The sequence below is a fragment of the Pseudomonas aeruginosa genome, assembly GCF_001457615.1.
GTDB classification, from domain to species: Bacteria; Pseudomonadota; Gammaproteobacteria; order Pseudomonadales; family Pseudomonadaceae; genus Pseudomonas; species Pseudomonas aeruginosa.
In genome coordinates this window covers 3213874-3234639 of the sequence record NZ_LN831024.1, presented here as the reverse complement: position 1 = coordinate 3234639, position 20766 = coordinate 3213874, and the positions used below count along the sequence as shown (strand labels likewise).

The 20766-nt window shown below is 68.2% G+C and carries 16 protein-coding genes; 9 read left to right on the top strand and 7 right to left on the bottom strand.

The window, feature by feature from the left end; translation table 11 throughout:
• Nucleotides 1-18 precede the first annotated feature (18 nt).
• Complete coding sequence (locus tag AT700_RS14770) at nt 19-1680, bottom strand: hypothetical protein (RefSeq protein ID WP_012614217.1); 1662 nt, start codon at nt 1678-1680, stop codon at nt 19-21.
• A 176-nt stretch (nt 1681-1856) separates the two neighbouring features.
• The gene (locus AT700_RS14765; protein WP_003088759.1) at nt 1857-2066 is read right to left on the bottom strand and encodes a hypothetical protein; all 210 of its coding nucleotides are present in this window, start codon (nt 2064-2066) and stop codon (nt 1857-1859) included.
• A gap of 513 nt (nt 2067-2579) precedes the next feature.
• Here AT700_RS14765 and AT700_RS14760 point away from each other — a divergent pair.
• Nucleotides 2580-3482 carry a LysR family transcriptional regulator gene (locus AT700_RS14760; RefSeq protein WP_003121680.1) on the top strand — a complete coding sequence of 301 codons (903 nt, stop codon included), beginning with the start codon at nt 2580-2582 and terminating at the stop codon, nt 3480-3482.
• A gap of 36 nt (nt 3483-3518) precedes the next feature.
• Here the strand turns inward: AT700_RS14760 and AT700_RS14755 are convergent, their stop codons facing one another.
• From AT700_RS14755 to kynB, 5 genes are all read right to left on the bottom strand, one after another.
• Nucleotides 3519-5423 carry a 10S-dioxygenase gene (locus tag AT700_RS14755; RefSeq protein ID WP_048521119.1) on the bottom strand — a complete coding sequence of 635 codons (1905 nt, stop codon included), beginning with the start codon at nt 5421-5423 and terminating at the stop codon, nt 3519-3521.
• 39 nt (nt 5424-5462) lie between these two features.
• On the bottom strand, nt 5463-7337 hold the full coding sequence (locus AT700_RS14750; RefSeq protein WP_048521118.1) for a (7S,10S)-hydroperoxide diol synthase: 1875 nt from the start codon (nt 7335-7337) through the stop codon (nt 5463-5465).
• Between the two features lie 285 nt (nt 7338-7622).
• Nucleotides 7623-9029 (bottom strand): amino acid permease, encoded by a 1407-nt coding sequence (locus tag AT700_RS14745; protein ID WP_003114855.1) that lies wholly within the window; start codon nt 9027-9029, stop codon nt 7623-7625.
• A 155-nt stretch (nt 9030-9184) separates the two neighbouring features.
• A complete protein-coding gene (gene kynU, locus AT700_RS14740) occupies nt 9185-10435 on the bottom strand; it encodes a kynureninase (RefSeq protein WP_048521117.1) in 1251 nt (416 codons plus the stop codon).
• Nucleotides 10436-10438: 3 nt separating this feature from the next.
• The gene (gene kynB, locus AT700_RS14735) at nt 10439-11080 is read right to left on the bottom strand and encodes a kynurenine formamidase KynB (RefSeq protein WP_003109664.1); all 642 of its coding nucleotides are present in this window, start codon (nt 11078-11080) and stop codon (nt 10439-10441) included.
• Nucleotides 11081-11212: 132 nt separating this feature from the next.
• On the opposite strand from kynB, the gene kynR reads away from it, so the two are divergent.
• The 8 genes from kynR (at nt 11213) to AT700_RS14695 (ending at nt 20763) form a co-directional block, all read left to right on the top strand.
• Nucleotides 11213-11689, top strand: a complete 477-nt coding sequence (gene kynR / locus AT700_RS14730; protein ID WP_003088777.1) for a kynurenine pathway transcriptional regulator KynR — start codon at nt 11213-11215, stop codon at nt 11687-11689.
• A 201-nt stretch (nt 11690-11890) separates the two neighbouring features.
• Entirely contained in the window at nt 11891-13165 is a 1275-nt protein-coding gene (locus AT700_RS14725; RefSeq protein WP_015502997.1) for an aromatic ring-hydroxylating oxygenase subunit alpha, read from the top strand.
• 87 nt (nt 13166-13252) lie between these two features.
• On the top strand, nt 13253-15085 hold the full coding sequence (gene asnB, locus AT700_RS14720; RefSeq protein WP_003105325.1) for an asparagine synthase (glutamine-hydrolyzing): 1833 nt from the start codon (nt 13253-13255) through the stop codon (nt 15083-15085).
• 27 nt (nt 15086-15112) lie between these two features.
• Nucleotides 15113-15622: an aromatic-ring-hydroxylating dioxygenase subunit beta gene (locus AT700_RS14715; RefSeq protein ID WP_003160185.1), complete on the top strand. Its 510-nt coding sequence runs from the start codon at nt 15113-15115 to the stop codon at nt 15620-15622.
• Nucleotides 15623-15632: 10 nt separating this feature from the next.
• Nucleotides 15633-16535 carry an alpha/beta fold hydrolase gene (locus tag AT700_RS14710; RefSeq protein WP_003105331.1) on the top strand — a complete coding sequence of 301 codons (903 nt, stop codon included), beginning with the start codon at nt 15633-15635 and terminating at the stop codon, nt 16533-16535.
• A complete protein-coding gene (locus tag AT700_RS14705) occupies nt 16532-17188 on the top strand; it encodes a hypothetical protein (RefSeq protein ID WP_003118518.1) in 657 nt (218 codons plus the stop codon). Before AT700_RS14710 ends, AT700_RS14705 begins: the two co-directional genes overlap by 4 nt.
• Nucleotides 17172-18020 (top strand): class I SAM-dependent methyltransferase, encoded by an 849-nt coding sequence (locus AT700_RS14700; protein ID WP_048521116.1) that lies wholly within the window; start codon nt 17172-17174, stop codon nt 18018-18020. The genes AT700_RS14705 and AT700_RS14700 overlap by 17 nt, the downstream gene beginning before the upstream one ends.
• A gap of 91 nt (nt 18021-18111) precedes the next feature.
• Nucleotides 18112-20763: a TonB-dependent receptor gene (locus AT700_RS14695; protein WP_048521115.1), complete on the top strand. Its 2652-nt coding sequence runs from the start codon at nt 18112-18114 to the stop codon at nt 20761-20763.
• Nucleotides 20764-20766: the final 3 nt, after the last annotated feature.

Below are 20766 nucleotides of genomic sequence, written 5' to 3'. Positions count from 1 at the left end.
TTTTGCCGGAGGAGAACCTTATTCCAGTTCGGCTGCGCTCTCTTCCTGGCGCTTCAACCCGGTATGACTGATGGCGTGCAGAGCGGTATTGAACTGTACGGTCTCGTTGAAACCCTTGACGATCTGCGCCAGCTTCTCGCGGGCGCTTTCCAGCTTCTTGAAGCGCTCGCCGAGTTCCAGGCTGCGCTGTTGGACGCTGGCTTCGCGCTTTTCCAGTTCGGCCTGGCGCAGGTTCTGCTGGCTGCGCAACTCTTCGAGGCGTTCCTGCTCGATCTGCAGTACTTCGGCTCGCCGCGCGCTGCTGCGCTCGCGGGCTTCGACGCTTTCCGCGAGTTGTTGCAGGGCCGCGCTGCGCTCGGCGAGGAGACGGTTGCTCTGCTCGGTTTCCCGCTCCAGCGCCTGGCGGTCGTCCTGCAGGCGCTTGTGCCACTGCCGGAGCTGCTTTTCCTTTTCCTGCAATTGCCGCTCCTTCTCGTGCAGTTGCGTCTGGAGCGACTCCAGCGACTCCTGCTGCTTGAGCGCTTCCTGCTTCTGCTGGCTCAGTTGCTGGGCCATGCCGGCGAGGTCGGCCAGGGTGCCCTGCACGTCCTGTAGCAGATGCTCGGTATCGTTGCCGATATCGAGCGCGGTATCCGTATCCACGTGGGCTTCATCCTCGGGTTGGCGAATGACGGCGGCGGCCTGGGTGGGCGCCTCTCTGGCGTTGGCCCCGCCCTCGGCGCCGGCCAGGCGTGCGGGCGGCACCCGGAGGCGCAGCGACAGGCTGGGGACCCTGGCCGATACCGGTTCCGGCGCGGGTGCGGCGAGGGGGGAGGGGCTCGGGGGCATGGAGGATTCCTCGGCGGCGTCTGGAGACGGAAGGTTGGCGCTGCCCGTGGCGTCGGCGGCGTGCAGCGCGGGGTGGAGCATCTGCGCCAGGTCGGCAAGCTCCTCGCGAAGATGACTGGCGTTGTCGACGAAGGCGCCGATGGCCTCGGCATCCGCTACCTTGGCGGACTGCTCCGCTTTCGCCGCGAACTCGGCTGGAGCCCCACCCTCGGGCGCTGCCGTTTCCGCATCCGGCCGCGGCTCGGGCTCGACGCATCCGGCCTCGGTGACGGTTTCGTCTTCCGCCGCCTCGGGCTCGTCGATGGGCTCCGCCGGCCCGTCCGTGGTCTCGTCCGCATCGTCTTCGGCGAGGACATCGGGAGCGGCGTCTTCGAAAAGGGCCTCCTGGACGAGCGGCGGGACTTCCGCGCAGGGTTCCTCGCCATCCAGGGCGGGGCCGTAGCCATGGGGGGACTCGAAGGTGACGAGCTTCATCACCCATTCGCGTTCGAGCACCAGGGAGCGGTGTTCTTCCCGCCGCGAGGGGGCGATGGCCGCGTCCTGCAGGTCGATGAGGTGGTAGGCCAGATCGCTGGTCCGGCGGTTGCCGGTGGTGGCTTCGCGGACCAGTTGGCGGAACACCTGGATGGCCGCCTCGCAGGCCTCGTCGGTGTCGAGACGGCCCAGGCGGAAGCCGTCGTCGGTCTTGAACAGGGAGGCGATGTAGACGCGCGAGTCGTTTTCGTCGACCTGTTCGTTGAGGCTGTAGGCGATGAAGTTGCGGTCGCTGGCGGGAATGGCGAAACCACACAACAAGGCCGCATTCAGTTCCGTCTGCTCGGCAGTTTCCACACTGATGGTTCGAAGAAGCATAAGCCCTGGAGATCCCGTTGGTGCTTGAAAGGTGTAACGGGCGAGGGTACCGGGAGCTATGGGCGAGGTAACTTGGACGAGTCCTATTGCCTTGTAAGAAAAATCTTGAAGATTTTACTGCGCACCGTGCCCAGCACACCGCGCAGGCTCGTCCGCTCGTACGGGGGCGGCGCGCTTCAGCGATCCGCCATCAGGACGACGATGGCCTCGGCGACGAAGTCGGCATTGCGCTCCAGGGTCTGCAGGTGGTTCATGACGACATCGTAGGTTTCGCCGCCTTCATGGCGCTTCGCCCAGATCGCCAGCTCCTCCAGGGCCATGCCGAGGGCACTCTGGTTCTGGTTGAGACGGCAGAGCAGGGCGACAGTCAGGTCGTGATCCAGCATGGCGGTACTCCTGATCCTGAAAAACTCAGCGTAGCCCCCCTGGCGCTCCGCCGACACGGAAGCGGTTCACGAAAAGACGAAGCGGTTCAGCCGCTGCCGACGGGGTGGCCTGCGTTCGTGGCCGGTGCCCACGGCGCAGCGCTTTCGATAGCCCCCGGCAGCTTCGGACCGACCTGGCAAGGGGACCTATCCGAACGGCGAGGGTGGCCCGCGGTGGTGGCGCGCCGCATGGCCAGTTTCCCATGCCGCCTGGCTATACTGGCGGCGCGGGAACAAGACGCCGTCCATGAAGAGCGTCCCGGACCCGAACGTCGCGCTTCCTGTCATCTCCGCTACCTATCTTTCGTTCTTCTGCCGCGAAACGGCTTTCGGATGAAGGCGGCCGGCGGTCGCTCGTCGCGCCGTCCCGGGGTTTCCCTGTCCGTGCCGATCCGACCCGTGTTGCCAGCGAGGGGTATGTACGCAATGTCCGTGACCGATGCCAGTTTCCCGATCATCAACTGGTCGAAGGCGATGCCTTCGTTGCGCCAGCTGATGTATTTCGCCTGTGTCGCCGAGTACGGCAGCATCGGCCAGGCCGCCGAGGTGCTGCACGTTTCGCAGCCGTCGCTGTCGCGGCAGATCCAGGCGCTCGAAGCGCACATCGGCGAGGCGCTGTTCGTCCGCGGTCCGGCCGGGGTGAGCCTGACCGAAGTGGGCAGGGTGGTGCATTGCCGCGCGGTGAAGATCATCGCCGAGGCCAAGGCGCTGACCCGCGACATCGGCGACGGCGACGACCGCCAGTTGCACATCGGTTTCAGCCGCTACCTCGATCCCGGCTGGTCCGGCGAGCTGGCCCGGCAACTGAAGGAAGCGCGGGTGTGCAGCGCCGTTTCGCCATCCTGGGCGCCATCGCTGGACCTGCTCAGCCTGGTCCGCGAGTCGTCCCTGGACGCGGCGATCATCGGCGCGCCGCCGAAGGTGGTGCGTGAATACGAGTTGATGGAGATCGGCAGCTACGAGCACGTCATCGCCCTGTCGGAAACCCTGCACCGGCGACTGGCGCCCGACTGGTCGCTGAACGACCTGATCGGCGAGCCGCTGCTGGTACCGAAGGACTCGCTGTTTCCCGCCTACAGCCAGTTCATGAACGATGCGATGGATGCCGCTGCCTTCGCGCCCCGGCGCAGCGTGCGGCCGAACGACCTGAGCATTCTCCTGGCCCAGGTCGCCAGCGGCGACGGCTTCGCCTTCCTGCCGTTGTCGCTGACCAAGTTTGCCTATCCGGGGGTGGCCTTCACCGCTCTGCCGGCGGCGGTCAACGAAGGCTTCCGCCTGCCGGTGGGGCTGGCGGTGTCGCCGACTTCGCGGCTTCGCGCCAGCGACACCCAGTTCGAATGCTTCGTCGAGACCGCGCGGCGGGTCGCCGCCGGTTGAGGGAGGCGGCCGGGAGCGCCGGCCGCGCAAGGGGCTTCAGAGGGTCTTCATGTACTCGACCAGGGCGCGGCGCTGCTGCTCGTTGAACTGCGCGTTGCCGTAGTCGTGGCCGCCATTGGCGTTGCCCGGCTTGCCGCTGTCGAAGAGGAAGCGGTTGGCGCCGCCGGCATCGGTGATGTAGCCGACGTTGACCGGGTCGAACTCGACGCTGCCGGTGTAGAAGGTCCGTGGCCGCAGGTCCGGCGGCAGCAGCAGGTCGTAGAGGGTCGCCACCGAGCCGTTGTGCAGGTAGGGCGGGCTGGCCCAGATACCGTTCAGCGGGCGCGCCTTGTAGGCCATCAGGTCGCTGGTCATCGCCAGGCACTGCTCCAGGCGCCGGGCCTTGTCGCTGTCGGCCGCGACGTTTTCGGCCAGGAGCAGGGCGCCTGGCGCGTCCGCGGCGGGCGCTTCGGCGCTGGCGGCATCGGGACTGTCCGGAACCGGACTGATCAGCGGCGGCAACTGCCCGTCGAAGATGCCCAGGGCGGCGGTCTGGAAGGCACCCAGGGCGACGCTCAGGCCGCGCGCGGCCAGGGCCTGGACCACCACTTCCTGGAGCACGTCCACCGCATAGGCCTGCTTGCCGTAGAAACCGCGCTGGCCGGTGCCGACGAAGGACAGGTAGGGCTTGCCGCGCACGTAGCCGGTCTTCAGCTGGGCGATGCTGTTGCAGGCGGTCCACGGGTCGGTGCCGATCGGCGCGACCTCGCCGCGCGCCTGCAGGTGGGTGAGCACGGTCTTCACCGGGGTCCGCAGGTCGTTGCGGTCCAGCGGCGTGTGGCAGCTGGAGCAATGTTGCCGGTACAGCTCGCGGCCCTCGGCGACCCTGGTCGGCTCCGGGGCGCCGAACAGCTGGTTCGGCCAGGCCGGCGGCTTCAGTTGGCCGAGCTGGTCTTCGATGCGGATCAGGTTGTCGACGTTGATGCTCGACGGGTAGCCGATGTGCAGCGCCGACTGGATCGGGCTGAGCACCTTGACGTCGGCGAATACCCCGACCGCCTCGCCGGCGTTGCGCGCCAGGGCGCCGACGTCGAACTTGCGGTTGTCGATCTCGACCACGTTGATGTGGTTCGGGTTGAAGCCGGTCCACTGTACGCGGTCCAGCTGCGGTACGTTCCACAGGAACGGATAGCTCACGGGGGCGTCCTCGGCGCCGTAGATCTGCTCGTTGGCATGCAGTTCGTAGCCCACCGAGTTGAAGATCGAACCGATGGCGTCCAGGCGGCCCGGGCCGAACTCGGGATCGTGCGGCAGGTTGAAGTGCGAGCCGTCGCGCAGGCGCACGATGGTGGCGTCCAGGGCTGCCTGCAGGCGTGCCTTGTTGGCATCGTTGTAGCCGCTGACCAGGCCGTCGGCGCCGAGCACCTTGCGGGCGAAGCGCTCGAACTTGGCGGTGTCGGCGCGGGTGCTCTGCAGGGCGCCGAGGATCTCCAGCTGGAAGCCGGCGAGGTCGCCCATGGTCTGCCCGCCGTAGACGGTCAGCTGGGTGCCCTGGTAGCTGATGTGCGAAGTGTGGCACATGCTGCAGGTCGGTCCGACCCAGGGTTCCCTGGAGCCCTGCAGGGCTTTCCAGCGCAGCTTGGTGAAGGTCAGGTCGCTGTCGTCGCTGCGGTCGACCGCGTAGCCCTGCACCACCTTCACGCTGGAACCGCCGAGGGTGTGCGGGACATAGCCGTACTGGCGGATCAGCGCATCGGACATCAGCGGTTCTTCGCTGGCGCGCTGCTCCAGCGCCACCAGCCAGGCCAGCGGCAGCATCCGCGAGCCCTGGCCGGCTTCCAGCCAGGCGGTCTTCTGGGTCTGGTTCCAGCCCTGGTCGAGGTCGACGCCGCTGTCGTCGGCGAATGCCGGGGCACCGGCGAGGACGGAAAGGATGGCAAGGCTGAGTCGCGATAGGGTCATCGGGCGGTTCTCTCTATTGGGCATGTGGGCGGGGCCGGCTCACAGGGTCTTGAGGTATTCGAGCAACGCCAGGCGCTGGCTTTCGTCGTACTCGCGGGCGAAGTCGTGGCCGGCGTTGGAGTTGCCTTCCAGGTGGGTGTCGAAGAGGAAGGCGTTGTCCGGGCCGGGCGCGGTGAGGTAGCCGACCCGGCTCGGATCGAACTCGTGGCTGCCGGTGTAGAAGGTGGCCGGCCGTTGCTCCTGGGGCAGCAGCAGGTCGTACAGCGACGGCACCGAACCGTTGTGCAGGTAGGGTGCGGTGGCCCAGATGCCGTTCAGCGGGCGAGCGATGTAGCCGAGGAATGGATGCTCGGTATTCAGGCAGTAGTCCTTGCGCGCACTCTTGTCGGTGGGGACTTCGCCGGCGGCGAGGCTCTGCGCCTGGCTGTCGGCAGGGGCGGCGCCGGCCAGCAGCAATTGTCCGGCGGGCACCGCTTGCAGGCTGTCGGAGCCGGGCAGGGTCTGCTGCCCGGTGACGATGGCGTGGATGATCTCGGCGATGCCGTCGGCCAGCTGGCCTTTCTTGCCGAGCATGATCTGGAACACCTCGGGGACCTGCATGTCGGCGATCTTCGAAGTCCGCCCGACGATGCCGACGCCGCTGGGGGTGCCGAGGGAAGGTCGGAACAGGCCGAAGTAGTTGCCGCTGGGGCTGCTGAAGGTGAAGGTGTTGCAGGCCATCCACGGGTCGGTGCCGATCGGCGCGTCGTCGCCATGGGCCTTCAGGCGCACCTGGCGGACCTTGATCGGGGTTTGCAGGTCGTCGCGGCCGATGCTCGCATGGCAGGCCGCGCAGTTCTCCTCGTAGAGGCGCTTGCCCTGGGCCAGCCTGGCGCTGTCCGGGGCGCCGAACAGCTGGCTCGGCCAGGCCGGCGCCTTGAGCTTGTGGATCAGGCCCTCGACACGGGTCAGGTTGTCCACGCGGATGCTCGATATATAGCCCTCCAGGCCGGACAGCGGATGGCTGACCACGTCGCCGTAGTCGCCCTGGACCACACCGATGTCGCCGGCCAGGTAGCCGAGGTCGAAGACCTGGCCGTTGAGATCGAGGACCTTGACGTTGGGCACGAATCCGCTGGATTGCAGCTTGTCCATCTGCAACGTGTGCCACAGTGCCGGGAAGCTGGTCGGCGCGTCGGTCGGGTTCGCTTGCAGATGGCGGGCGCCGGAGTTGATCGCCGTGCGGTTGAGTGACTGGCCGGTGGCGTCGAGGCGCCCCGGGCCGGGTTGCAGGTCGGTCGCGGACATGCTCAGCAGGGTGTCGATCAGCGCCGCGCGTTTGACCAGGGCGGCCTTCAGCAGCTCGCGGTTGGCCGGGCTGTCCTCGCTGCCGAGGACGTTGCCGGCGAAGCGCGCGAACTTGTCGCCGTCGTCGCTGGTGCGGCGCAGCGCGGCGAGCACTTCGTCGAAGATCGCCTGGACGTTGGCCAGGGTGGCGCCGGCGTCGACGGTCAGTTCGCTGCCGCGGTAACTGATGTCGGTGGAGTGGCAGCCGGCGCAATTCAGCCCGACCCAGGGTTCGCTGGACGACTGGCGGGCTTTCCAGCGCAGGCGGGTGTCGGAGAACTGGCTGTCGTCCTGCTGGTCGAGGGCGAAGCCGCGCGGCAGGCGCAGTTCGCCGCCTTGCCAGTTGCGCAGGGGAAAGCCGAGGCGCCGGGCGTTGTCTTCGGAGAACAGGCGCTCCTCGCTGTCCGGACGCTCCAGCGCCTGGGCCCAGGCCAGCGGCAGCAGCCGCGAACCGAGCGAGGCGTCGTACCAGGAGGCGCGTTGCTCGGCGTTCCAGCCTTGCTCGAGCTGGATTTCGGTGGCGACGGCAGGGCTGCCGGCGGCGGCCAGTGCGGCGGCCAGCAGGACCCGCGAAAAGGTCGGATGCATCGTGTTCCCCTCATGGCTGACGACGTCTGCGTCCCCACAGGGCAGAGCGATGCAGTGCGCTCGATGGCTGGGCGTGCCGCCACTTCGTCCCTGACGGGAGCGCGCCGGCCGCGGCGCGCCGCGGGCCGGAACGTCCGGTTGGGCACTACGCTACGGAGTCGCGGCGGCCGGCGGGTAATGCTTTTTGTGCGACGGAAAAGGTATGGGAAACGGAACCGCCCGGTCCGGAAAGGGCGCGCCGGTCGGGCTTCGCCCTGCGCGCCAGGTTCGCAGGGCGGAGAGCGCCTAGGGCGTTGCCCGTTCTATCGGACAATCCCTGCCGGGCTTGCGGACGAAGACCAGGTAGAGTGCGCTGAGCAGCGCGAGGAACGGCACGCCGAAGACCAGGGTCATGCGGAACGCCTCGGTGAAGAAGGTGGTGACCAGGATCGCCGCCATCAGCGCCAGGCCGAGCAATGTCGACCAGGGCGCCAGGCGCATGCGGAAGGCCAGCGGCGCGCCGCCGTGGCGGGCGCGGTGGCGGCGGAAGCAGAGGTGGGTGAAGAAGATCATCAGCCAGGTGAAGAGGGCGCCGAACATCGACACCGCCATCATCAGGGTGAAGGACTGCTCGGGGTAGACCAGGTTGAGCAGGGTCGCCAGGGCGATACCGACGCTCGACAGCAGCAGCGCGTTCAGCGGCACGCCCTGGCGGCTCAGTTCGCCGAGGCCCTTCGGCGCGTGCCCCGCGCGCGACAGGCTGAACATCATCCGGGTGGTGATGTAGAGCTGGCTGTTCATCGCCGACAGCGCGGCCACCAGCACCACGAAGTTCATCACCCCGGTGGCGCCGGGCAGGCCGATCGCCTGCATCACCGTGACGAACGGGCTCTGGCTCTGCCCGGCCTGGTCCCAGGGGACGATGGCGAGCATCAGCGCCAGGGTCAGCAGGTAGAACACCACCAGGCGCACGATGGTCGAGCGGAACGCCGACCTCACCGCCTGTTCCGGATGTTCGGCCTCGGCGGCGGCGACCGCGATCATCTCCACGCTGAGATAGCTGAAGATCGACACCACCACGGCGATCCACATGCCTTTCAGGCCGTGCGGGAAGAAGCCGCCGTGGGCGCTGTAGTTGTGCACGCCGTAGGCCGGGTTGGCGGAGCCGAACACCAGGTAGGCGCCGAGCAGGATGAAGGCGACGATGGCGGCGATCTTCAGTGTCGAGAAGCAGTATTCGAAGTTGCCGAAGGCTTTCACGCTGCTGGCGTTCAGGCCGATCAGCAGGGTCGAGAAGGAGATGATCCAGACCCATTCCGGGATACCGGCGAACCAGTACTTCATGTACATGGCCACCGCCGTGACCTCGGTGCCCACCGCCAGGACGATGGCCGCCCAGTAGGCGTAGCGCACCAGGAACCCGGCCAGCGGGCCGACGTAGTGCTCGGCGAAGGCGCCGAACGAGCCGGGGGTGGCATGGGCCACGGTCATTTCCGCCAGGCAGCCCATCAGCAGCAGGGTGATCAGCGCGCCGATGGCGTAGCTGAGCAGGACGCTGGGACCGGCGAAGCCGATGGCGAAGGCGCTGCCCATGAACAGGCCGGTGCCGATGGCGCCGCCGATGGCGATCATGCTCATCTGCGCGGCCGAGAGCCGCCGTTGCAGGCCCTGTTCGCGGCGCGAGATGGCCTCGAAGCCCTGGGGGTCGTTCATCTGGATGTCCTCTGGAATCTTATTGGGGTTCTTATGAATTGCCGAGGGAACGTCGGTGGCGATGTGCGGGTGCCGGTCGCGGGCTCCTGTGCGCGAGAGCGGTGGGTGTTCGCGGGCCGCCCCGGGAATACCGGCGCGGCCCGCGCGAGCGGGGCTCAGGTCACCTTGTGCCGGACCTGGTAGCGCGGCTCTTTCCAGGCTTCGCTCTGGAGGATTTCCAGCATCGCCTGCACCGCATCCCAGACCTCGACGAAGCGGGTGTACAGCGGGGTGAAGCCGAAGCGCAGGATGCCCGGCTCGCGGTAGTCGCCGATTACCCCGCGGTCGATCAGGGCCTGGACGATGGCGTAGCCCTGGGCATGCTCGAAGCTGACATGGCTGCCGCGCCGGGCATGCTCGCGCGGGGTCACCAGGGTCAGGCCGAAGCGTTCGCAACGGCTTTCCACCAATTCGATGAACAGATCGGCGAGGGCCAGCGACTTGTCGCGCAGGCGCTGCATGTCGGTCCGGGCGAAGATATCCAGGCCGCATTCGACCAGGGCCAGCGAGGTGATCGGCTGGGTGCCGCAGAGGAACCGGGTGATGCCTTCGCCGGGCTGGTAGCGCGGCTCCATGGCGAACTGGCGGGAATGACCGAACCAGCCGGACAGCGGTTGCCAGACACGCTCGCGCAGGCGCGGCGCGACCCACACGTAGGCCGGCGAGCCGGGGCCGCCGTTGAGGTACTTGTAGGTGCAGCCGATGGCGTAGTCGGCCTCGGCCGCGTGCAGGTCCAGCGGCAGCGCGCCGGCCGAGTGGGCCAGGTCCCAGATCGCCAGGGCGCCGTTTTCGTGGACCAGGCGGGTGACCTCGCGCATGTCGTGCAGGTAGCCGGTCTTGTAGTTGACATGGCTGAGCATCACCACCGCGGTATCCGCGTCGATCGCCGCCGGCAGTTGCTCCGGGCCATCCACCAGGCGCAACCGGTAGCCGCGCTGGAGCATGTCGGTAAGGCCCTCGGCGATGTACAGGTCGGTGGGGAAGTTGCTCGATTCGGAAACGATCACCTTGCGCCCTGGCGCTTCTTCCTCCTGGATCCGCAGGGCGGCGCTGAGCACCTTGAACAGGTTGATCGAGGTGGTGTCGGTGATCACCACTTCGCCGGCGCGCGCGCCGATCAGGGGCGCCAGCTTGTCGCCGAGGCGCTCCGGCAGGCCGCGCCAGTCGGCGCTGTTCCAGCTGCGGATGAGGCCCTCGCCCCATTCCGCGGCGACCACTTCGGCGGCGCGCTCCACGGCGGCCCGGGGGCGGGCGCCGAGGGAGTTGCCGTCGAGGTAGATCACGCCGTCGGGCAGGGCGAACAGTTGGCGCAGGTCGGCCAGGGGATCGCCGGCGTCGAGCGCCAGGCAGTCGTCACGAGTGGTCATCGGTTACTCCGCGGTAGGCAGGGCGCGCAGCACGGCACGCACCGGGCTGGCATCGAGGTGGGTGAATTTCAGCGGCAGGGCGAGCAGTTCGTAGTCGCCGGCGGGCACGTCGTCGAGGACCACGCCTTCGAGGATCGCCATGCCGTGGCGGCCCACCGCGTGGTGGGCGTCGAGGGTCTTGGAGTGCTGGGGGTCGAGCGACGGGGTGTCGATGCCGACCAGCCTGACGCCGCGCTCGGCGAGGCACTCGATGGTGGCCGGAGCGATAGCGCAGAAGCCTTCCGGCCAGTTCGCCGGGACCCGTTCGAAGGTCCGCAGCAGCACCCGCGAGGGCAGGTCGTCGAGCTGGCCGGCGAGGTGTTCGGGGGTCACCAGCGGGTTAGCGCCGATACAGTGGATCACCCGGCACGGTCCCATGTAGACGTCCAGCGGCACCTGGCCGATGGGCAGGCCGTCGGCGCGGTAGTGCAGGGGGCCGTCGACGTGGGCGCCGGTATGCGGCGAAAGGGTGATCCGGCCGACGTTGACCGGGCACTGCTCGTCCAGCCGCGCCGCCCATTCCTGCTGGAACGGAGTGTCGCCGGGCCAGGTCGGCGTGCTCGGGTCGAGGGCGGGACTGATGTCCCAGTAGCGGAGCGAAGTCATTGTTTTTCTCCGGAAATTCAGCGAATGATAATGAACGAGATTTCGGAGAATTTTCGTGCGAAATGCAAGGTCGCATGGCAATCTGTTCGCACAAAATTCGAAGATAGCTATTCATTCTGATAGGAACTGCACATGTCCCTGGACGCCATCGATCTGCGCATTCTCCGTCACCTGCAGCAGGACGGGCGGATGAGCAACCAGGACCTGGCGGAGAAGGTCTCCCTCTCGCCATCCGCCTGCCTGCGCCGGCTGCGCCTGCTGGAAAGCGAGGGGATCATCCGCGGCTACTCGGTGGAACTGGATGCCGAGCGACTGGGCGTGGAGCTGGAAGCCATCGTCCATGTGTCGCTGCGCCAGGACGTCGAGGGTTGGCACGAGGCGTTCATCGCCAGGGTCCGGGACTGGCCGGAGGTGGTCACCGCCTATGTGGTGACCGGCGCCACCAACTATGTGCTACGGGTCCGGGCGCGCAACCTCAAGCACTATTCGGACTTCATCGTGAACAAACTGAACCGCGCCGCCGGCGTCACCGACATCCGCTCGGAAATCGTCCTGCAGGAGATCAAGGCCGGTGCCGACCTGCTCGACCTGGTGAACCTGAAGAGTTGAACGGGGCGACCCCTCATAAAAGCATGAGTGCAATGAGAGGGACGAATTTTCAGTCGCCGAGGGAAATAATTATTTTGTCTTTTTTCATGGGGTTACGAGTTATTAGCTAATGAATAAATAGTCTGCCGGAATTGATTTTCCCCGTGCTAGGTTTCCTCCGTCCCCGTTGCCGGGTTGTCAACGTTACACGGAGGTTAGGCGGTGAGTGAATATATCGAGACCGACGACGCAAGTTACTTCCGGGTCAGGCGCCAGGCCTATGTTTCCGCGGAACTGCACCGGCGCGAACTGCACGAGATATTCGACGACAGCTGGCTGTATGCCGCCCACCTCAGCGAGCTGCGCGAGCCCGGCGACTTCATCACCCGCGACGTCGGCGGGCGCAACCTGATCATCCAGCGTCGCGCCGATGGCGAGCCGGCGGTCTACCTGAACGCCTGCGCGCACCGTGGGGCCAAAGTCTGCGCCGAGCGCCAGGGCAACAGCCAGCGTTTCACCTGTCCCTACCATGGCTGGACCTACGACAGCCACGGCAGCCTGATCGGCCTGCCGGACAAGGCCGCCTACCAACACGCCGGGCAATGCCATCCGGAGCTGTCCCTGACACGGGTGAAACACGCGATCTACCGCAACTTCCTGTTCATCCACTACGGCGCCCGGCAAGCGTCCCTGGAAACCTACCTGGGCCAGGCGAAGGACTATATCGACCTGATCTGCGACCAGTCCGAGGCGGAACTGGAGATCATTCCCGGCGGCTTCGAGCATTCGATCAAGGCCAACTGGAAGCTGCTCGCGGAAAACGGCGTGGACGCCTACCACCTGCCGTTCGCCCACAAGCGCTACCTGGAATACCTGAATAGCCTCGGCACCGATCCGGAGTCGCACAAGCGCCATGGCCGCGGCGAAGCGCTGGGCAACGGCCACGCACTGATCATCAGCGGCCCGCCGTCCACCGGACGGCCGATCGCCTACTGGAGCCCGCTGTTCCCGGAAGCGCTCAAGCCGTCCATCGCCGCCAAGTTCGAACGCCTGGTGGAACGCTTCGGGCAGGCGCGGGCGGAGGACATCGCCCACACCAACAAAAGCCTGTTCATCTTTCCCAACCTGGTGATCAACGACATCCTCGGCCTGAACATCCGCTCGTTCTTCCCGACCGCCGCCGATGAGGTCAGCGTCACCGTATGGGGCGCCGGCTTCGCCGATGAGACCCGCGAGGAGCGGGCGGCGCGGATCAATGGGTTGATCTCGTTCATCGGCCCGGGCGGTTTCGGCACCCCCGACGACGTCGAGATCCTCGAATCCTGTCAGCGCGCCTACGCCCACGCCGCCCTCGGCTACAGCGATTTCTCCCGCGGCATGGGACCGGCAACCCGCCGCCACGTCGACGAGGAACAGAACCGCGGCTTCTGGCGCGAATGGAGCCGCCGGCTCGGGCAGCAGCCCGCCGCCCTGCGGCGTCTCGCCGTGGCCGTCTGAGCCGTCTTCAACCATCGCTCCCTGCAGATCCCTGCGCGCCGCCCTGGCTACGCGGGGAATAAAGGGTCACTGCAAGGAACGTCATCCATGTGTGGAATCACCGGCTGGACCGACTGGAGCCGCGACCTCGGCGAGCAGCGCAGCATCCTCGAACGCATGACCCGTACCCTGGCCCCGCGCGGGCCGGACGCCGAAGGCCTGTGGCTGTCGCGGCACGCGCTGCTCGGCCATCGGCGCCTGGCGATCATCGACCTGGAGAACGGTGCTCAACCGATGCTTGCCGAGGCGGGCGGGCGGGTGGCGCTGACCTACAGCGGCGAGGTCTACAACTTCCGCGAGCTGCGCGCCGAGCTGGAGACGCTGGGCCAGGTCTTCCGCACCCGCTCGGACACCGAAGTGGTGCTGCGCGCCTATCTGCAATGGGGCGAGGCTTCCTTCGCCCGGCTCCGCGGCATCTACGGCTTCGCCCTGTGGGACGAGCGCGAGCAGAGCCTGTGGCTGGTGCGCGATCGCTTCGGGGTCAAGCCGCTGTACTACTACCCGACCGCCGGAGGCGTGCTGTTCGCCTCGGAACCCAAGGCGATCTTCGCCAACCCCGAGGCCAACCCGGTGCTCGACGCCAGCGGCATCGCCGAGCTGTTCGCCCTGACCACCGCGCCGACTCCCGGCCACGGCCTGTACAAGGGCCTGCGCCAGGTCCGGCCGGGCCAGGCGCTGCGCTTCGACCGCAATGGTGTGCGCGAGTTGGTCTACTGGGCGCTGCGCGCGGAACGTCACGAAGAGGGTGCCGAGGACAGCGCCGAACGCGCCGGCCAGTTGCTCCGCGAGGCAGTGGCCGAGCAACTGGTGGCCGACGTCCCGCTGGGCAGCCTGCTTTCCGGTGGGCTCGACTCCAGCGCCATCAGCGCCTTCGCGGTGGCCGCGCTGGATGGCGACGCGCGGCGCCTGCCGACCTTCTCCGTGGACTTCCCCGGCGAAGGCCGCGGCTTCGTCCCGACGCCCTGGCAAAGCAGCTGGGACGAACCCTATGCGCAGCTGGCGGCGAACTTCCTCGGTACGCCGCACCGTACCGTGCTGGTCGCCCCGGAAGAGGTGCTGGAACAGGACGAGGCGGTGCTCCAGGCCCGCGACCTGCCCGGCTGGGGCGAGCTGGACGCCTCGCTCTACCTGCTGTTCCGCCAGGTCCGCGAGCACACCACGGTGGCACTGTCGGGCGAGTCGGCCGACGAGGTGTTCGGCGGCTACCCGTTCTTCCACGACCCGAGCGCCCTCGCACACGACGGCTTCCCCTGGCTGGCCGGCAAGAGCGGGCCCTGGCAACTGCTGCGGCGGGAGGTCGCCGAACGGGTGGCGGCGCCGGAATACATCCGGGCGCGCTACCGCGAGGCCCTCGCCGAAGTGCCGCGGCTGGATGGCGAGGATGCCGCCCAGCGACGCCAGCGCGAGGTCGCCTACCTGGCGCTGAGCCGCTGGCTGCCGGCGATGCTCGAACGCAAGGACCGGATGAGCATGGCGGTCGGCCTGGAAGTGCGCGTGCCGTTCTGCGACCACCGCCTGGTGGAGTACGTATGGAACCTGCCCTGGGCGCTGAAGAGCGTCGCCGGGGAAAGCAAGAGCCTGCTGCGCCGGGCCCTGCGCGGGCACCTGCCGCAGGCGATCCTGGAGCGGCGCAAGAGCGGTTTCCCGGCCAACCCCGACCCACGTTACCTGGCGCTGCTGCGCGAGCGGGTCGGCCGCCTGCTCGACGACGGCCGCTCGCCGCTGTTCGAACTGGTGGACGCCGGGCGGGTCCGCCAGGCTCTCGAACAGGGCACGCCGCTGCCCAGCCCGCGTGCCTCGGCGAGCCCGACCGCCGGCCTGGCCTACCTGCTGAACCTGGACCGCTGGCTGACCCGCCATGGGGTCGACATCAGCCTCTGAGCGGCACTTTCTTCCCGGAGGATACTCATGAGCCTTGCCTTGTCCCGTCCCGACAGCGACCTGCTGGCGCGGGTCAGCGATTTCCTCGTCGCCGAAGCCGAGCTGCTCGACGACCGCCTGCTGGATACCTGGTTCGCGCTGTTCGAGCGCGCCGCACGCTACCGGGTGCTGCCCTTGCAGGAGCAACTGGCCGGCCAGGCGCCGGAGGACAGCCTGTACATCATCGACGACGACCACGTGCGCCTGCGCGAGCGGGTCGACAGCATCCTCGGCGGGCATACCTGGATGGAGCAGCCGCGCTCGCGCACCCGCCGCCTGGTGGGCAACGTGCGGCTGAAGCGGGTCGAGGGCGAACTGGTCAGCAGCCGCAGCAACTTCGTCGTCCATCAGTTCCGCAACCGCGAGGCCTGGAGCTTCGTCGGCGAAGCCAGTCATGTCCTGCGCGACGGCCCCGAGGGCTTGCGCATCGTCTCGCGGGAGATCCGCCTGGACCACGAGACCATCAGCGCCCAGCGGCGCATCAGCATCATCCTGTGAGGCGCCGCCCATGAATACCGATCCGTTGCTGCCCGGCTTCGACTACCTGACCCTGCACACCTCTGCCGCGCGCCTCCGCGTCGCCGTGAAGGGCAGCGGCCCGCCGCTGCTGCTGTTGCATGGCTATCCGCAGACCCACCTGGCCTGGCATCGCATCGCTCCGCGCCTGGCCGAGGACTACAGCGTGGTCCTCGCCGACCTGCGCGGCTATGGCGAATCGCGGGCGCTGGACGAGGAGGGCGCCGACTATTCCAAGGCCGCGCTGGCCCGCGACCAACTGGAAACGATGGGCCAGCTAGGCTTCGAACGCTTCGCGGTGATCGGCCACGACCGCGGCGCGCGGGTCGGCTATCGCCTGGCGCTGGACCATCCGCAAGCGGTCGCGGCCTTCGTCTCGCTGACCGTGGTGCCGATCCTCGACAACTGGGCCGCGGTGAACAAGGCCTTCGCCCTCAACGCCTACCACTGGTTCCTCCTCGCCCAGCCGTACGACCTGCCGGAGCGCCTGATCGGCGCCGATCCGGAGCACTTCCTCGACTACACCCTGCGACGCATGGCCCAGGGCCGCGACATCTACCACCCGCAGGCGCTGGAAAGTTACCGCCGGGCGTTCCGCGACCCCGCCGTGCGCCATGCGATGTGCGAGGACTACCGGGCCGCGGTGGGCGTCGATGCCGACGCCGACCAGGCCGATCGCGACGCCGGCCGGCGCCTGCAATGCCCGGTCCAGGTGCTCTGGCAGGAGCGCCCCTACGCCGCCGGGCAGCATCCGCTGGAAATCTGGAAGACCTGGGCCGGGCAGGTCGAGGGCGCCGCCATCGGCGCCAGCCACATGCTTCCCGAGGACGCGCCGGACGCCGTGCTGGAGCACCTGCTGGGGTTTCTCGCCAGCCACCGGGAGGCGCTCCGATGAGCGCCGTCGAACGCGATCCGGCGGCGCAGGCGACGCTCTGGCGACAGCGGGTGTTCGAGGTGCACGCGGCGATGTCCGCCTACGTCGCCGAGCGCCATCGGCGTGAAGACCTGGGGGACTGGGTGGCGACCAGCGCGCGGATATTCGCCGATCTGCCGGCGACCGACGACCTGCGCGCCGAAGCCTGGCAGGCGGTGTTCTTCCGCGCCCAGGCGCTGATCGAACAGTTCATCGTCGCGCGCCCGGCGGATTACCGGCTCGACGACTGGGCGCGCGCCACCGCGCGGATCTATCGCGCGCTGGAACCGGCGGGACGGGGCGATCCGGCCAGCGCCGCCGACCGCCTGGCACGCCAGGCCGCGCTCTACGGTTCGCGTTTCGAGGTGCAGGCCGAGGCTGACGGGCGCGCGGTATTCCACAACCGTCACTGCGCGATCTGGGACTACCGCGAGCGCGCCCGCGCCCGAGGCGTGCCGATCACCCTGGAGTCGGCCTGCACCTATTGCACCAAGCTGCTGTCGGCGTTCGTCGCCGCCAGCGATTGCCGCGCCGACTGGCGGCTCTACGAAGAGCCGCAAGGCCACGGCTGCGTATGGACCATCACGGCGGACAGCCTCAACCAAGGAGCAGGCGTACATGAACGCGATCATTGAACAGGCGCGCAGCCTGGACGGCTACCAGGATTCCAGCGAACTGCTGCAACGTCGCGACCAGGACTGGGTGCTCGACCGCGCCGGCATCGAGCCGCGCAGCCTGCTCGATCTCGGCTGCGGCATCGGCTCGCTGCTGCTCGGCGGCGCCCGGCGCTGGCCCGGCCTGCAACGGTTGTGGGGCATCGAGCGTTCGCCGCTACGCCTGGAGCAGGCGCGCGCGCAGTTGCGCGGGGCTGGCGTCGAGGCGCGTCTGCTGGAGGGCGACCTGCTCGACCTGCCGCCGCTGGCGGAACGCTTCGAGCTGATCAGCATGACCGCCGTGCTGCACTGGCTGTATCCCGATGAAGAGCGGCTGTTCCGGTGGGTCGCGCGGCACCTCGAGGCGCAGGGAGTATTCCTGTTCACCTCGCACCATCCGTTCGCCGAGGATGGCCTCGGCGGCGAGGACGACCTGGTCGCCCAGGCCCTGGTCGAGATGGGCCTGGCTGCGCCGGAACGGGTGGCGGCGCTCTACGCGGAAGCCGGGCTGCTGCCGATGGGCACCCGCACCCGTGGCCGGGAGGCGTTGCGCGAACGCGTCGAACGACACTTCCGGGTCGACTCCATCGTCTCCCGCCCGGCGGTCCTGCGTGTCGCCGACTCCGCCGAATACCAGCATTTCCACGCCGCCACCTTCGGCACCTATTTCGCACCGCTGGTGCCGGCGACGCGCCTGGAGGAATTCTTCGTCCGCCTCGGGCGGATCGCCGAGCGGCGCATGCAGGCCGACGGACAGGTCAGCGAAATCCCGGTCAGTGTCTGGCGCTGCCGGGCTCGGGAGGGCGAGGCATAACCTTATGCGCAATCGGTCTGCCGCGCGGCTGAAAATCGGTACGGGCAATTGCACTCGGTGGCATCCGCAACCGATCAAGGATGAACCGACCATGCCCAACCCGCGTTCGCCACGTCTTCGACTCGTCCCCGTGCTCTGCGCGGTCGGCCTGGCCTGCCTTGGCCAGCCCGGCGAGTCGGCGGCAGAGGAGGTCCGCGCCACCAGCCGCGCCGAGATCCAGCGCTTCGACATCCCGGCCGGCGAACTGGCCCAGGTACTGCTGAGCATAGTCCGCCAGAGTCGCACCCCGATCGCCTTCGACCAGCACCTGGTGGAGGGCCTGCCGGCACCGGCGATCCAGGGCTCCTACAGCGTCGAGCAGGCGCTGCAGCGGGCCTTGCAGGGCAGCGGCCTGGAATACATCCGCAGCGCCGCCGGCGTGCTCAGCCTGCAACGCGCCACGGCGCCGGATGCCGCGCTGCCGGCGGCGAAGCCCGCCGGGACCCTGGCCACGGTGGTGGTCACCGGCACCCGCAAGGCCGATGTCAAGGCCGGCGAGAGCCTGGCACCGATCGATGTGGTCAGCGCCGAGCAATTGCGCGACAGTGGCAGCGGCGACCTGCGCGACGCCCTGGTGCGCCTGCTGCCCTCGCTGTCGCGCCAGGCCCAGGCCTACAACGCTTCGGCGCTGACCAACGCGCAGTCGCTGCGCGGCCTGAGTCCCAACCACGTGCTGGTGCTGGTGAACGGCAAGCGCCGTCACGAGACCGCCAACATCAATGTCAGCGGCGGGCTGCAGAGCGGCTCCACCGGGGTCGACCTGGATACCATCCCGCTCGCCGCCATCGAGCGCATCGAGGTGCTGCGCGACGGCGCCTCGGCGCAGTACGGCTCGGACGCCATCGCCGGGGTGATCAACGTCATCCTCAAGTCGGCCGACCACGGCGGCCGGCTCGCCTACGACAACGGTCGCTACGGCGATGGCGACGGCCTGACCCAGAACGGCGGGGTGAATGGCGGCCTGCGTTTCGGCGAGAGCGGTTTCCTCAACCTCAGCGCGCAGTTCCGCGAACAGGCGCGGACCATCCGCGCCGGCATCGACCAGCGTACCGGGCACTACGGCAACCCGTCCATCGGCGACCCTTCGCTGCACCGCCAGGCGCTGGCCTACAACGCCGGCGTGGCGCTGGACGACAACGTCGAGCTGTACAGCTTCGCCACCTATACCCATCGCTCGGTGTCCTCGGCGCAGATCTACCAGTTGCCGTCCCTGGCGCCGCGACTCTATCCGAACGGCTTCACCCCGCGCATCACCAGCGACGAGGACGACTATTCGCTGACCCTCGGCGCCCGTGGCGGCGAGCTGTTCGGCGCTTGGGACTGGGACCTCAGCTCGACCTACGGCGCCGACCGCCCGGAGATCGGCATGGACCATTCGATCAACCTCGCCCTCTACGGCGAGACCGGCGATTCGCCGCGCTCCTTCGACCTGGCGCGCTACAAGGCCACCCAGTGGACCAACAATCTCGACCTGCGCCGCGACTTCGACCTCGCCTGGCTGCCGGCGCCGCTGAATTTCTCCTGGGGCCTGGAGCAGCGCCGCGAGCTCTACGAGGTCGAGGCCGGCGATCCCTGGTCCTACTACAACGGCGGTTCCAAGGCGCTCCCCGGGCAGGCGCCGGCCACCGCCGGACAGTGGAGCCGCGACGTGCTCGGCGCCTATCTCGACCTGTCCACCGCCCTCGACGAGCGCTGGCAACTGGAGACGGCGGCGCGCTACGAGCACTACAGCGACTTCGGCAGCACCACCAACGGCAAGCTCGCCAGCCGCTACCGCTTCAGCCCCGAGGTATCGGCGCGGGCCAGTCTCAGCAGCGGCTTCCGCGCACCGTCGCTGGCCCAGGAGAACTACACCAGCCTGGGTGTCTCGCCGACCATCGCCAGCGGCCTGCTGGCGGTCAACTCGCCGGCGGCCAGGCTGCTCGGCGCCGAGGACCTGGAGCCGGAAAAGTCGATCAGCTACAACCTCGGCCTGGTGCTCGATCCCTTGCCGGACCTGAACCTGGCCATCGACGCCTATCGCATCGAGATCCGCGACCGCATCGTCGACGGTGCCACCTATTCCGGACAGCCGGCGATCGATGCGCTGCGCGCCGGCGGGATCAGCATCCCGGCCGGACTGACCCAGGTCAGCACCCACTACATGACCAACGGCGCCGACACCCGTACCCACGGCCTCGACCTCACCGCCAGTTACCTGACCCGGCTCGGCGAGTGGGGCCGGATCGACTGGCGCCTGGGCGCCAACGTCAATCGCACGAAGCTGGTCAGGAATCATCGCGGGCGCAACGGCCAGCCGCTGCTCAACGACCAGCAGCAGGCCTGGATCACCAGTTCCACGCCGCGCAGCCAGGTCAGCCTGCAGGCCGACTGGAGCTACCGGCGCTGGGGCCTGACCCTGCGCGAAACGCGCTACAGCAAGACGGTTTCCGAACTGGACTACTACACCGGCGAGCACGCCTATTCGACCACGGTCTTCAACCGCTTCGAGAATTCGCCCAAGTACATCACCGACGTTGCCCTGCGCTATGCGGCGAGCCGCAACCTGACCCTGAGCGCCGGGGCCAACAATCTGTTCGACGTGAAGCCCGACAAGCTGCCGGCCGAGAGCGCCTACCTCGGCTTCAACCAGTACGACACCTATGCCTCGCAGATCAGCTTCAACGGCGCCTTCTACTACCTCGGCGCGGCCTACACCTTCTAAGGA